11 protein-coding genes are annotated in these 13,109 nt (G+C 71.4%); 3 read left to right on the plus strand and 8 right to left on the minus strand.

The window, feature by feature from the left end; all coding sequences use genetic code 11:
* Window positions 1-1,269: 1,269 nt before the first annotated feature.
* The gene (locus BA175_RS16180; protein ID WP_069171967.1) at window positions 1,270-1,992 is read left to right on the plus strand and encodes a M23 family metallopeptidase; all 723 of its coding nucleotides are present in this window, start codon (window positions 1,270-1,272) and stop codon (window positions 1,990-1,992) included.
* Window positions 1,993-2,009: 17 nt separating this feature from the next.
* Here BA175_RS16180 and BA175_RS16185 read toward each other — a convergent pair whose 3' ends face one another.
* Window positions 2,010-2,603 (minus strand): TetR/AcrR family transcriptional regulator, encoded by a 594-nt coding sequence (locus BA175_RS16185; protein WP_069171968.1) that lies wholly within the window; start codon window positions 2,601-2,603, stop codon window positions 2,010-2,012.
* Between the two features lie 135 nt (window positions 2,604-2,738).
* On the opposite strand from BA175_RS16185, the gene BA175_RS16190 reads away from it, so the two are divergent.
* The gene (locus tag BA175_RS16190) at window positions 2,739-4,334 is read left to right on the plus strand and encodes an MDR family MFS transporter (RefSeq protein WP_069171969.1); all 1,596 of its coding nucleotides are present in this window, start codon (window positions 2,739-2,741) and stop codon (window positions 4,332-4,334) included.
* A 258-nt stretch (window positions 4,335-4,592) separates the two neighbouring features.
* Here the strand turns inward: BA175_RS16190 and cseC are convergent, their stop codons facing one another.
* The 5 genes from cseC to BA175_RS16215 form a co-directional block, all read right to left on the minus strand.
* Window positions 4,593-5,918 carry a two-component system sensor histidine kinase CseC gene (cseC, locus tag BA175_RS16195; RefSeq protein WP_069171970.1) on the minus strand — a complete coding sequence of 442 codons (1,326 nt, stop codon included), beginning with the start codon at window positions 5,916-5,918 and terminating at the stop codon, window positions 4,593-4,595.
* The gene (gene cseB / locus BA175_RS16200) at window positions 5,915-6,628 is read right to left on the minus strand and encodes a two-component system response regulator CseB (protein WP_069171971.1); all 714 of its coding nucleotides are present in this window, start codon (window positions 6,626-6,628) and stop codon (window positions 5,915-5,917) included. Before cseB ends, cseC begins: the two co-directional genes overlap by 4 nt.
* 100 nt (window positions 6,629-6,728) lie before the next feature.
* On the minus strand, window positions 6,729-7,436 hold the full coding sequence (locus BA175_RS16205) for a hypothetical protein (protein ID WP_069171972.1): 708 nt from the start codon (window positions 7,434-7,436) through the stop codon (window positions 6,729-6,731).
* On the minus strand, window positions 7,424-8,023 hold the full coding sequence (locus BA175_RS16210; protein ID WP_069171973.1) for a SigE family RNA polymerase sigma factor: 600 nt from the start codon (window positions 8,021-8,023) through the stop codon (window positions 7,424-7,426). The genes BA175_RS16205 and BA175_RS16210 overlap by 13 nt, the downstream gene beginning before the upstream one ends.
* Before the next feature lie 183 nt (window positions 8,024-8,206).
* Entirely contained in the window at window positions 8,207-9,109 is a 903-nt protein-coding gene (locus BA175_RS16215; RefSeq protein WP_069171974.1) for an A/G-specific adenine glycosylase, read from the minus strand.
* A 260-nt stretch (window positions 9,110-9,369) separates the two neighbouring features.
* Between BA175_RS16215 and BA175_RS16220 the strand changes: the two genes are divergently transcribed.
* Complete coding sequence (locus BA175_RS16220; RefSeq protein WP_217493223.1) at window positions 9,370-10,209, plus strand: hypothetical protein; 840 nt, start codon at window positions 9,370-9,372, stop codon at window positions 10,207-10,209.
* Between the two features lie 258 nt (window positions 10,210-10,467).
* On the opposite strand, the gene disA is transcribed toward BA175_RS16220, so the two are convergent.
* Both disA and radA read right to left on the minus strand, forming a co-directional pair.
* Window positions 10,468-11,592: a DNA integrity scanning diadenylate cyclase DisA gene (gene disA / locus BA175_RS16225; protein ID WP_069171976.1), complete on the minus strand. Its 1,125-nt coding sequence runs from the start codon at window positions 11,590-11,592 to the stop codon at window positions 10,468-10,470.
* A gap of 80 nt (window positions 11,593-11,672) precedes the next feature.
* Window positions 11,673-13,085 (minus strand): DNA repair protein RadA, encoded by a 1,413-nt coding sequence (radA, locus tag BA175_RS16230; RefSeq protein ID WP_069171977.1) that lies wholly within the window; start codon window positions 13,083-13,085, stop codon window positions 11,673-11,675.
* Between the last annotated feature and the right edge of the window lie 24 nt (window positions 13,086-13,109).

A 13,109-nucleotide genomic window follows, 5' to 3' on the forward strand; every position in this document is an offset into this window, starting at 1 on the left:
ACACAAGAGCTGAGGAACTCCCGACCGCCGGCGACGAGGCACGAGGTACGACGTACGCGGTGCCTGCTACGCGCCTCGCGCTGCTGCTCGTCCTCGCCCGTCCGGCCTGCTCCTCGCCTGTCCGGCTTTCCGGGCGGCCACGGTGGCGCGTGAGGCAGCAGGTGGGCTGCCCGTGGGGGTGCCCGGTGGGTGGCCCGTGGTGGCGCTGCCGGACGCGCGCCCGGGGGACCGAGGTCGGATTCCCGGACGCGCGGCCTCGCGTTGCTGCTCGTCCTCGTCCGTGCGCCCTTCAGGCGCCCTACCGGTGGGGATCGGCAGGGCCGAGCCCCCCTTGCGGGGGTCCGGTGCACGGCTACGGGTTCGCCGCCCCGGCGCGCGCCTGGGGGCCGAGGTCGGGTTTCCGGAGGCGCCCCAAGGTGTGGGGCCCGGGCGTGGCCTGGGCCTGGGCGGGTCAACAGCGGCGCGTGGCCCGACAGGCCTGAGCCGGCCTTGCGGGGCCCGGTGCGCGGCTATGAGGTGCGCCCGTCCCGGTGCGGGCCCGGGGCTCTTGAGGCGTGGGCCCCGACCCCCTGACGCGTACCCGGACAGCCGGGGACAGCCGGTCGGCACTGCGGTGCGCGTGGGGCCGGCACCTCCAAACCGCCCTGGTGCCCGGAGAACGGCCCGGGCCCGGACGCGGGCGGGAGAAGGGGAGAACACCGGGGTCCCGGCGGTGCGGGCTGAAGGCTCGGGGGACGCGGTCCGAACGTGGGCGTGAGGCCCCGAGGGGCGTGGGCCCTGCAACACCCTGTCCGCGTCGGCCACCCACACCCGTACCCGCTGAGGGAGGTCCGCCTGTGCGGTCGGCTCCTGGGGCCGAAGGTCCCGAAACGGACAGCCTTCGGACCTACCGGCGGTGACAAGGCGCACAGGCGATTTCGGGCCTACTAGCGCGCATAGGAGAAAAATCCTTGATCGTTCAATGGTCCAGCGCGTGACCTAGCCCAGGAGGATGCGTCCGCTTCGGGAGTATCTGTCCGAAAAGGTGCGCACTGTTCCCCCAGTACCCCTTAAGGTGGCCTTTCGTCTGAGGGTGTACCTGGTTCGAGGAGCCTGGTGCGACCGTGTTCGGCGCAGGTTTCGCGTGGCTGCTGCGGCGCATTCCCGTGGCACCTTCTACGGCTTTTCATCGTAGATGGGGTGTTTGAGTGTTTCCGGGGGTGCGGGTTACCAAGGTGGAGCAAGCCCGGCCGGAGCGCCGGGTCCAGTCACCCCGGAGGTTCTCCCCGCATGTCGAAGCGCGTTACGTTCCAGCCTTCCCGCCGCCCGTCCATGCCCCGTGTGAGCGGTGCCGTCGTGGCCGCAGGCCTGGGTGTGTCGATGGTGTTCGGCGCGGGCGCTGCGTTCGCGTCCGGCACGACGGGTACCGCGGGCACCGCGGCCCTCGCCGGTTCCGTCACTGCCGACTCCGTCGCCCAGCAGGCGAACGCCCAGAGCAAGGCCGCTGCCGCCGCCAAGAAGGCGTCGGCGGACACGGCCGAGAAGAAGAAGGCCGACGCCAAGAAGAAGGCCGACGCCGCTAAGAAGAAGGCCGCCTCCTGGGAGGCGCCGGTCGAGAAGTACGTGCTGAGCGCCACCTACGGCACCGGCGGTTCCCGCTGGGCCCACAAGCACTCCGGTCAGGACTTCGCCGTCCCGATCGGCACCAAGGTCGAGGCCGCGCACTCCGGCACGGTCGTCAAGGCCGGCCCGAACGGAGGCGGCGACGGTCCCGCGTACGGCAACGCCATCGTGATCAAGCACTCCAACGGCAAGTACTCGCAGTACGCCCACCTGTCGAAGATCCAGGTGAAGATCGGTGACCACGTGAAGACGGGCGAGCGGATCGGCCTGTCCGGCAACACCGGGAACTCCAGTGGCCCGCACCTGCACTTCGAGATCCGCACGACCCCGAACTACGGTTCGGCGATCAACCCGGTCTCGTTCCTGAACTCCGTGCACGTCTCCATCTGACGCGTCCGGCGTCCGCCCTACGTGGCAGGCCCGGCAGGGTCCTGATCGTGGGCACGGGTCACCAGCTCGACGGCGACCTCGAGAGCAGCCTTGCGCTTCTCCTCGGGGTCGCCTTCGGCGTCCTTGAGGGCGAGCATCCCGGCGTGCATGGCGAACAGGGCCGTGAAGCAGCGGACCTGGTCCGTGAGGGGGGCGTCGGGTTCCTTGAGCAGGTCCACCAGTGCGATGGCGCGGTGCTTGATGGTGTGGCCGATGCTCAGGTCGCGGACCGTCGCCTGGTTCTCCTGCATGAAACGGAAGAGCGGGGCGGCCGCACTGAGCGCCTCGCTGTAGCGGACCAGGATCTCCTTCTTCGTCTCCAGGGTGCGCGGCTGCTCCTTGCCCCACTCGAGGAGATCCTCGATGGGCCGGTTCAGGTCCTCGAAGATGCTGTTGAGGATGTCTTCCTTGGTCTTGAAGTGGTAGTACAGCGCCGCCTTGGTGACCTCCAGGTGCTCTGCGATCTCGCGGAGCGAGGTCTTCTCGTACCCCCGCTCGGCGAAGAGCTCCAGGGCGACGTCCTGAATGCGCTGGCGGGTGTTGCCCCGGCGCGGCTGCGGCGTGCGGCCCATGCGACTCTCCCAAGAACTTACTTGACGCCCGGCTAGTACGGGTCTACTTTCCTCAGTGTAGCCAACTAGCCGGACGGCAAGTAAGTGTCGGTCCGGGGGCGGAACGAGTAGCAGGGGACCAGGGGAGCGGACGGCATGACGGAACTGACGAAAGCGACGGCGGGCGGGGAACCGGAACCACAGGAACGCAGCGTCCGGGTGGTGGTCCTCGCGCTGATGATCGCGATGCTGCTGGCCATGCTCGACAACCTGATCGTCGGTACCGCGATGCCCACCATCGTCGGCGATCTGGGCGGTATGGAGCATCTGTCCTGGGTGGTCACCGCCTACACCCTGGCCACCGCCGCCTCCACCCCCATCTGGGGCAAGCTCGGCGACATGTACGGACGCAAGGGCATCTTCCTCACGTCCATCGTGATCTTCCTGATCGGTTCGGTGCTGAGCGGAATGGCTCAGGACATGAGCCAGCTGATCGGTTTCCGTGCCGTCCAGGGACTCGGCGCCGGCGGCCTCATGGTGGGCGTCATGGCGATCATCGGTGACCTGGTCCCGCCCCGCGAGCGGGGGAAGTACCAGGGCATGATGGCCGGTGTGATGGCCATCGCCATGATCGGCGGACCGCTGGTCGGCGGCACCATCACCGACCACCTGGGCTGGCGCTGGAGCTTCTACATCAACCTGCCGCTCGGCGCGGTCGCACTGGCCATGGTCACCGTGGTGCTGCACCTGCCCCGCAAGGAGCGCAGGAAGGCGAAGGTCGACTATCTGGGCGCCGTACTGCTCACCGTCGGCATCACCGCGATCGTGCTGGTCACCACCTGGGGCGGCACGGAGTACGCGTGGGACTCGGCCGTGATCATGGAGCTCGTCGCCCTCGGCGTGGCCTCCCTCGTAGGCTTCCTCTTCGTCGAGACGAGGGCCGTCGAGCCGATCATGCCGCTGCACATCTTCCGCAGCCGCAACTTCACCCTCATGTCCGTGGTCGGCTTCATGGCGGGCTTCGTGATGTTCGGCGCGGTGCTCTTCCTGCCGCTCTTCCAGCAGTCGGTCCAGGGAGCGTCCGCGACCAACTCCGGACTGCTGCTCCTGCCGATGCTGCTCGCCATGATGGTCGTCTCGCTGATCGCCGGCCGGATCACCACCAGCACCGGCAAGTACAAGATCTTCCCGATCGTGGGCAGCGTCCTGATGATCGCGGGCCTGTTCCTCCTGGCCACGATGGACACCGCTACCACGCGCTTCACCTCCGGTGTCTACATGGCCGTGCTCGGCGCGGGCATGGGCTTCCTGATGCAGATCACGATGCTGGTCGCCCAGAACAGTGTCGAGCTCAAGGACATGGGTGTCGCCTCGTCCACGACCACGCTCTTCCGGACACTCGGCAGCTCCTTCGGAGTCGCGATCATGGGCGCCCTGTTCACCGGCCGGGTGCAGGACGAGATGACGGCACGCGGAGGCGGGGGAGCCACGGCGAACTCCGCCCAGCTGGACGCCGCGAGCCTGGCGAAGCTACCGCGCGCGATGCGCGAGGCGTACGAGTACGCGGTGGCCTCCGGCACCCACCTGGCCTTCCTGGTGGGCGGCTCGGTCGCGGTGATCGCCCTGCTGGCGTCGCTCTTCGTCAAGGAGGTACCGCTCCGGGGCGGCGCGAAGCCGGAGGCGGCCTCCGACGACGGCGCCGGTACGGCACAGCCGCAGGCCGCGGATGCCAAGGAGGCTCAGGCCGTCTGAGCAGGCGTACGGACCGGGCGTCCACGCCCACGGCGGAAGAGGGGCCCCGGAGGCGGACGAAGCCTCCGGGGCCCCTTCCGTTTCCGCACCCATGCCCTCTCCCGGACGCGATGAGCCGGAAACCGGGAGTATGTGCCGGGTGCCGGGTGCCGGGTGCCGGGTGCCGGGTGCCGGGTGCCGGGTGCCGTGACGGGGCTCGCGAACCGTGTCGGCCGGCCGCCGCACGCCCCCTCACCCCGTGGCCCGCCGGTCAGCGCCTCAGCCGTCCATCCCCTCCCGCAGGACGGGGAAGCTCCCCGTGTTCGTCGGCGCGTGCTCGGGCAGCCAGAGCACGGCGACCGCCCCGCCCGTACCCTCCGCGGCCCCGGCCGGAGCCGCGTTGCGGAAGGTCAGCCGGGCGCCCAGGACCCGTGCCTGGCCGGCGGCGATGGTCAGCCCCAGGCCGTGACCGTGCCCGGCCCGGTCGCTGCTTCCCGTACGGAACCGGCTCGGCCCCTCCCGCAGCAGCGACTCCGGGAAACCGGGCCCGTGATCGCGTATCCGCACGACCCGGCCCTCGACCGTGACCTCGACCGGACCGGCCCCGTGCTTGGCGGCGTTGCCGAGCAGATTGCCCAGGATGCGCTCCAGGCGCCGGGGATCCGTGGAGACCCACGACTCGTGGACCACCCGTACCGTGATCCCCGGATCCAGCGCCGCGATCCGCCGGCTGACGAACTCGCCCAGCGGCAGCTCCTGCAGCTCGGCCCGCTCCGAGGCACTGTCCAGCCTGGCCACCTCGAGCACGTCCTCGACCAGGGTGCGCATCGCCTGTGCCCGGTCCCGTACGAGTTCCGTGGGCCGTCCGGGGGGCAGCAGCTCGGCTGCGGTGAGCAGCCCCGTCACCGGGGTGCGCAGTTCGTGGGCGATGTCCGCGGTCACCCGGCGCTCGGCCTCGATCCGCTCGTTCAGCGCGTCCGTGAGTGCGTCGACGGCCCGCGCCAGCTCGTCCGTCTCGTCCCGGACGACGCCGCCGACGGCGTCCCGTACCCGTACGTCCGTATTGCCCTGGGCGACCTTGCCGGCCGCCGCCGCGGCCTTGCGCAGCCGGCGGGACAGCTGGCCGCCGATCAGGACCCCCAGGGCGCAACCGCCGAACACGACGGAGACGGAGCCGATGATCAGAGCCCGGTCGAGGTCGCCCGTGATCGTGGCGCTCCGGTCGGCGAACGGGGTGTGCAGGGACAGGACGTCGCCGTTGGCCAGCGGTACGGCCGCCCAGACGTCGGGCACCCCGCCCGCGTACTCGTCGACGTGGGTGGCACGCCTGTTCTGCCGCATCTGTGCGCGCAGGCTCGGCGGCAGGGCCGGGTCGTTGAGCTTGGCACCGAATTTGGGGGCCGGCTTGAGGGTGCTCGACGCCTCGTACAGCCGCTGGGCGAACAGCAGCCGCTCCAGTTGGACCTCGCGGGCGTTGTCCAGCATCGAGACGCGGGCGGCGTTGTGGACCACGAGGCTCAGTGCCACGGCGATGAGCGCACCGACGGCGGCGATCGCGATGCTTATCTTCCAGCGGACCCCGGTCCGCAAGGCCAGCCGCTTCATGCGCGGAGTTTGTAGCCGAAGCCGCGGACCGTCTCGATCCGGTCCTGGCCGATCTTGGCCCGCAGCCGCTGGACGTGGACGTCGACGACCCGGGTGTCCCCTCCCCAGCCGTAGTCCCAGACCCGTTCCAGGAGCCTGTCCCGGGAGAGCACGGTGCCGGGCGCCGAGGAGAACTCCAGCAGGAGCCGCATCTCGGTCGGCGTCAGGCCCACCTGGGCACCTCCTCTGCGGACCTCCATGCCCTCGGTGTCGATCCGCAGGTCGCCGAAGACCAGCACCCCGCCGGTCTCGTCCGGTGCCCCGCCGGACACCGTGCGGGGTTGGCCCGCCTGTCCCGAGGCGTGGCCGAAGCGGCGCAGTACGGCGCGGATGCGGGCGACGAGCACCGCTCCGTCGAACGGCTTGGTGACGTAGTCGTCGGCCCCGGCCTCCAGGCCGAGTACGACGTCGATGGAGTCGGCCCGGGCCGACAGCATGATCACGGGAACGGTGGACTCGTCGCGTATGCGGCGGCACAGGCTCACCCCGTCCAGGCCGGGCACCATCACGTCGAGCAGGGCGATGTCCGGCCGGTCCGCCCGGAAGGCCTCCAGGCCCTGCAGGCCGTCGGGCATCGCGGTGACCGTGAAGCCCACCCGCTCCAGTGCGAGCTGGGTGGCCTCGCGGATGACGTCGTCGTCCTCGACGAAGAGGACGTGGGTCTCGGCCATACGTGCGGCTCTCAGTTCTCCGGCTGGTCCTGTGTCGTGTTTCGGCGCCCGGTCGGCGCCGTCCGCCCGGCGGGGGACGGCGCTGTTTCCGGAAGACGCCCTAGTTCTGCGTCTTCTCCGGCCCGGGAACGGCGCCCTCCCCGGCGCCCACGGCACGGTTGAAGTCGTTGTGCACCCGGTCGGTCTCGGTGAACCGGCCGGCCGCCCAGTGGTACGTGATCACGTCCTCGCCGGAGGGGTAGGCCACCGCGTCCTTCGAGCCGTACACCTGCGTGGTCACCACCAGGTCACCCCGGTCGATGGTGCCGTACACCGCCGGGATCTCCGCGCTGAAGACGTTCTTGTACGAGCCGTCCCGGCCCTCCCGGTAGACGTAGGTACCGACTCCGACCGAATCACCGCAGGTCATCACGTTGACCACGACATCGGCCGTCGGCCCGTCGGTGAGCGATCCGTACGAGGTGTCGACCGGGTACTCGTCCCCCGTGCAGGGCTTCAGACCGTCCCTGAGCTGCCGGCTGACCTTCGGGTCGCCCTTGACGAGCTTCACGGCGTTGATCTTCGGGGACGGCTTCGTCGTTCCGGACGGCACCGTGTGGGAGGAGGTGACCCGGACGGCCGGCTGGCCGGCCGCCGGTCCCTCGTCCCGGGTGCCCGTACCACCGGTCGAGCAGCCGGCGCAGAACAGCCCGAAGGCGGCGAGCCCGGCGATCGCCGTGCCGCCCGCCGCCAGGCCGGCCCGGCGTCCGCCGCTTCTGACGGCCGCCGAACCGTCCGTGCCGTCACCGCTGCCCGTCAGGCCGTGCACCGCTCCCGCTCCCGCTCGTCATGGCGCCTCTTCCGCTGCGCCGGGATCCGTGCCGGAAGCGGCGCCGGTGTCCGCTCGGCCTCGCGGCTCCGGGCGGCACGGTCCTCCAGTTCCAGGCGCAGCCGCGCCAGCGCGCGGTGCAGCGTGCTCTTCACCGTACCCGCCGACATGCCGAGCGCCGCGGCCGTCTCCTCCGTGCTCATCTGCTCCCAGTGTCGCAGCACGACGACACTGCGCTGCTTCGGAGCCAGGACGCCCAGGACGTCCATGAGCAGGGCGCGGTCGGCGCGCTGCTCCGAGCCGTCGTCGATGCTCGCGTCCGGGAGCTGCTCGGTGGGGACCTCGTCGAGCTTGCGGGCCCGCCACCACTCCGTACGCGTGTTGATCATGACGCGGCGCAGATAGGCGTCGGCGAGGGACTTGTCGGCGATGCCGTCCCAGCGGCGGTAGGTACGCGCCAGGGCGGTCTGCAACAGGTCCTGCGCGTCCACGGGATCGGGGACGAGCCGGCGGGCACTGCGCAGGAGTGCGTCCTGCCTGCTGCGTACGTAGTCCTCGAATGCGAGCACTTGGCCCTGCTCCGCCACAACCGCCTCCGTCACCGTGAAATCCCCGTGGTCGCGCTGCCGGCAGGTGGTCCGGTCGCCGGCGTCGACGACGTTACGGAGGGCTTGTCACGAGGGTGTGCGGAGCAGCCGTACACGGACGCACGGCTGTCCATCGGTTGTGTAACAGCCGCTGGACAGCCCGGTCCGCCGGGAGGTGCCGCCTCAGGTCAGGGGGAGCCGGTACCGGCCGTTCGCCAGCGGCTCGACCAGGCCGTCGGCGACCAGCCCGTCCAGGGCGCGGGCCCGCTGCACGGGCTCCTCCCACACCGCGTCCAGCGCCGACTGCGGCACGGGAACGACGGAGTCGCGCAGAACGGAGAGCAGGCGACCGCGCACCTGCCGGTCCGTACCGGCGTACGTCTGTCCGCGGCGCGCGGGCCCCTGGTGGGCGGGCTTCCCGGCCAGCCGCCAGGCGCACTGCCCGGAGATCGGGCAGCGGGTGCAGTCCTCGTTCTTCGCGGTGCAGACGAGCGCGCCGAGCTCCATCGTGGCGGCCGCCCACCGGGCCGCGCGTTCCTCCTCCTCGGGGAGCAGGGCACGGGCGAGCTTGCGCTCGGCCGCCGTGGTCGCGTTGGGCGGGTACTGGATGCCGGAGGCGGCCCGGGCGAAGACCCGGCGGACGTTCGTGTCCAGGACGGCGTGGCGCTGCCCGTACGCGAACGAGGCCACCGCCGCCGCCGTGTACTCGCCGATCCCGGGCAGAGCGAGCAGCTGACCGTGCTCGCGCGGTACGTCGCCGCCGTGCCGTTCCGTTATCGCCTGCGCGGCCCCGTGCAGGCGCAGCGCGCGGCGGGGGTAACCGAGCCGGCCCCAGGCGCGGACCGCTTCGCCCGGCGCGTCGGCGGCGAGGTCGGCGGGGCGTGGCCAGCGGGCCATCCACTGTTCGTAGACCGGCAGGACCCGGCTGACGGGTGTCTGCTGCAGCATGAACTCGCTCACCATCACGCCCCAGGCGCCCGCTTCGGGGCGGCGCCAGGGCAGATCGCGGGCGTGCTGCTCGAACCACCCGATGACGGGGTCGTGGAGGGAGGCGGGGGGCGTGTGTGTCGCAGTCGTGGCAGTCATCGCACCTACGATCCTGGCACGGAAGACGGGACATCGGGCACGGCCGCGGAGGTGTCGGCCCTGCGGAGGGCTCACGGGGTGATAACGCCACCCGTTCTGACCCCTCGGCGGCGGACCGGCAGGGCCTGAGTGGGGCAAAGCGGACGGAAGTGAAGTGAACGGCCGCGCCGTGATGATGATCCGGAAAACTTGTCGATCAGAGCGGCGGTTGGGGACCGGAGTTGGCCCCGAACTCTCGTAGAGTTCTGACCGTGGGATCTATGCGCAATCCGGTCGGGCCACTTCCCTCCAGCATCTACTGGCGACGGAGGGCAGTAGCCGTGCTGGTGATCGCGCTGCTCGCGGCCGTGACCGTGTGGGCCGTCACCTCGGCCGGCGGTGACCGGAGGAAGGACGACGCGAAGTCGGGCGACTCGGGTCCCGCCCCCTCCATCACCCCCGGTCCCTCCAGCTCCGGTCCGGTCGTCGGCCAACCGCCCGGCGGGCGCGACGAGTCGGGGGATTCCGGTGGTGGCGGCGCCGGTACGGACCCGGGTGCCGGAGGTGGCGACGGCGGCACCGGAGCGGGGAGCGCGGCAGGCTCCGGTACGACGGGAGCGGGCGGCTCCACCGCGGCGGGCGCGGGCTCAGCGGGATCAGTCGCGGGCGGAACCGGAACCGGAACGCCGGCCGTGCAGGTGCCGGCCGGCTCGGCCCTCCCGAACTGCGCTGCCTCCGCACTTCAGTTGGGCCTCCGGACGGACAACAGTTACGGCCCCGACGACAAGCCCGAGTTCCGGCTGACCGTGCGGAACACCTCGGCCACCGACTGCAAGGCCGACTTCGGCCCGAAGAGCGCGGTGCTGACGGTCACCGAGGCCGGAGGTGAGGACGAGCAGGTGTGGTCCTCCGAGGACTGCCCGGCGGCGGCCGGACCGGTGTTCCTGAAGATCCCGGCGGGTGCGACGGTCGTCCACACCGTGACGTGGGACCGCAGGACGAGCACTCCGAAGTGCGCGACCCCGGCTGTGGCGAAGGCGTCGCCGGGCACGTACCTCCTGGAGGCACAGGTCCCCGGCGAACCGCTCCGGCGCGTGTCGTTCGTCCTCGCCAGGGACTGACACCGGGCGCATCGAGCACCGACACCGAGCGCGTCACGTCCTGACACCGGGAGCAAAGGGCTGCCACCGGACGGGAGCTCGGCCCCGGGATACCGGGACGGACCGGTCGGCGTCAGCGCGCGGGTCGTCCGGTGAGCGGGACCACGGCCGGTGGCCGAGGCCCGTGTCCGGCGGCGCGGGACACCGTCCGGTGCGCAGGGTGGACACGCGGCCGCCGGGTGGCTCCGGTCCCGCCCCGGCCCGATGCGGCGGGGATTCCTAGACGTACCGCTCGAGGATCGACGACTCGGCGAGCCGCGAGAGACCCTCGCGCACGCTCCGGGCCCTGGCCTCGCCGACGCCGTCCACGGTCTGGAGGTCGTCCACGCTGGCGGCGAGCAGCTTCTGCAGGCCGCCGAAGTGCTCCACCAGACGCTCGATGATGGCCCCGGGCAGCCGGGGCACCTTCGCCAGCAGCCGGTATCCCCGCGGCGACACCGCCGAGTCCAGCGTCTCCGGGGAGCCGCTGTAGCCCAGCGCCCGTGCGACCACCGGGAGTTCGAGCAGTTCCGTATGCGTGAGCGTGTCCAGCTCGGTCAGCGCCTCCGCGACCGTACGGGACCGCTTCGCGGTCGGCTCGGGGACGTAGTCGCGCACGACCAGCTCCCGCTCGGGCTCCACGCCCGCGATCAGTTCGTCCAGCTGGAGCGAGAGGAGCCTGCCGTCGGTGCCCAGCTCCACGACGTACTCGGCGATCTCCGTGGCGATCCGGCGCACCATCTCCAGCCGCTGCGCGACCGCCGTCACGTCCCGGACGGTCACCAGGTCCTCGATCTCCAGGGCGGAGAGGGTCCCGGCGACCTCGTCCAGACGGAGCTTGTACCGCTCCAGCGTCGCGAGCGCCTGGTTGGCGCGGGACAGGATCGCGGAGGACTCCTCCAGGACCCGGCGCTCCCCGTCCACGTACAGGGCGATGAGACGCATCGACTGGGAGACCGAGACGACCGGGAAGCCGCACGCCTTGGATACGCGGTCGGCCGTGCGGTGGCGGGTGCCCGTCTCCTCGGTGGGGATGGAGGCGTCCGGGACCAGCTGTACGCCGGCCCGCAGGATCTTGGTCATGTCCTTGTCGAGGATCAGCGCGCCGTCCAGCTTGCACAGCTCGCGCAACCGCGTCGCGGTGAACTCCACGTCCAGCACGAAACCGCCGGTGCACATGGATTCCACCGTCTTGTCCATGCCGAGGACGATCAGCCCGCCGGTGTTGCCGCGGAGGATGCGCTCCAGGCCGTCGCGGAGGGCCATTCCGGGCGCGACCGCGCTCAACGAGGCGCGCATCAACGCCTCGTTACCGGTGCCTTGGCCGGACTTTCCGGGCGAGGTTGCCCGGTCGTTGGCTGCCACTGCACTCCTCCGGTCACAGGTTTGCGGTGCCCTTACGTCCCTCATACCGTGTGTACGGGCGGGCGAGACCAGGGCAAAGTCTACCGGCGTGCGCCGTCCTCCTGTGGTCCGTCCGGGCGAGACCGGCGGGGCAGGACTCTGAGGGCGTCGCCCATGTCGGCGACTTCCGTGACTTTCATACCGGACGGTACCTGTCCCGGGTCCCTCGGGACGAGGGCGTGCTTGAACCCGAGACGGTGGGCCTCGGCCAGTCTCCGCTGGACCCCCGTCACCCTCCTGACCTCGCCCGCCAGGCCCACTTCGCCGATCGCGACGAGATTCTTCGGCAGGGGTGTGTCGCTGGCCGCACTGGCCAGCGCAAGCGCGATGGCCAGGTCCGCGGCGGGCTCGGTGAGCTTCACGCCCCCCACCGTCGCGCTGTAGATGTCCCGCTTGCCGAGCGCGCTGATCCGGCCCCGTTGTTCCAGGACGGCGAGCATCATCGAGACCCGGGAGGTCTCCAGGCCCGAGGTGGTGCGCCGGGGGGAGGGAATCTGCGAATCCACCGTCAGCGCCTGCACCTCGGCGACGAGGGGACGCTTGCCCTCCAGCGTGACGGTCAGGCAGGTGCCCGGGACCGGCTCGTCGCGGCGGGTGAGGAAGAGCCCGGAGGGATCGGCGAGGCCGGTGATGCCCTCGTCGTGCAGCTCGAAGCAGCCCACCTCGTCGGTGGCGCCGTACCTGTTCTTGACGCCCCGCACGAGCCGGAGGCGGGCGTGCCGGTCCCCCTCGAAGGACAGCACGACGTCGACGAGGTGCTCCAGCAACCGCGGCCCGGCGATGGCGCCGTCCTTGGTGACGTGGCCGACCAGGAGCGTCGACATGCCGCGCTCCTTCGACGCCCGGATGAGCGCGCCCGCGACCTCGCGGACCTGTGCCATGCCCCCGGGCGCCCCGTCGATCTCCGGGGAGGCGACGGTCTGCACGGAGTCCAGGACGAGCAGGGACGGCTCGACCGCGTCCAGGTGCCCGAGGACGGCGGACAGGTCGGTCTCGGCAGCCAGGTACAGATGGTCGTTGATCGCCCGGATCCGGTCCGCCCGCATCCGCACCTGGCTCGCGGACTCCTCGGCCGTGACGTAGAGGGTGCGGTGCTCGTCGCTCGCCGCCTTGGCGGCCACGTCGAGCAGGAGGGTCGACTTGCCGACGCCGGGCTCGCCCGCGAGCAGCACGACGGCGCCGGGCACGAGCCCGCCGCCCAGGACGCGGTCCAGCTCGCCGACACCGGTCGAGCGGGCCGTGGCCTGCCGGCTGTCCACCTGGCCGATCGGCAGGGCGGCGGTGGAGACCCGGCCGGCCGCGGTGGTGCGGACGGCGGGAGCGCCGCCGAACTCCTCGACCGTCCCCCAGGCCTGGCACTCGGGGCAACGGCCGAGCCACTTGGCGGTCGTCCAGCCGCATTCGGTGCAGCGGTAGGACGGCCGGTCCTTCGCGGATTTCGTACGGGCAGCCATGGCGTCACCGTATAGGGGCGGTCC

The sequence above is a fragment of the Streptomyces griseus genome (genome assembly GCF_001715295.1).
GTDB lineage: Bacteria > Actinomycetota > Actinomycetes > Streptomycetales > Streptomycetaceae > Streptomyces > Streptomyces griseus_G.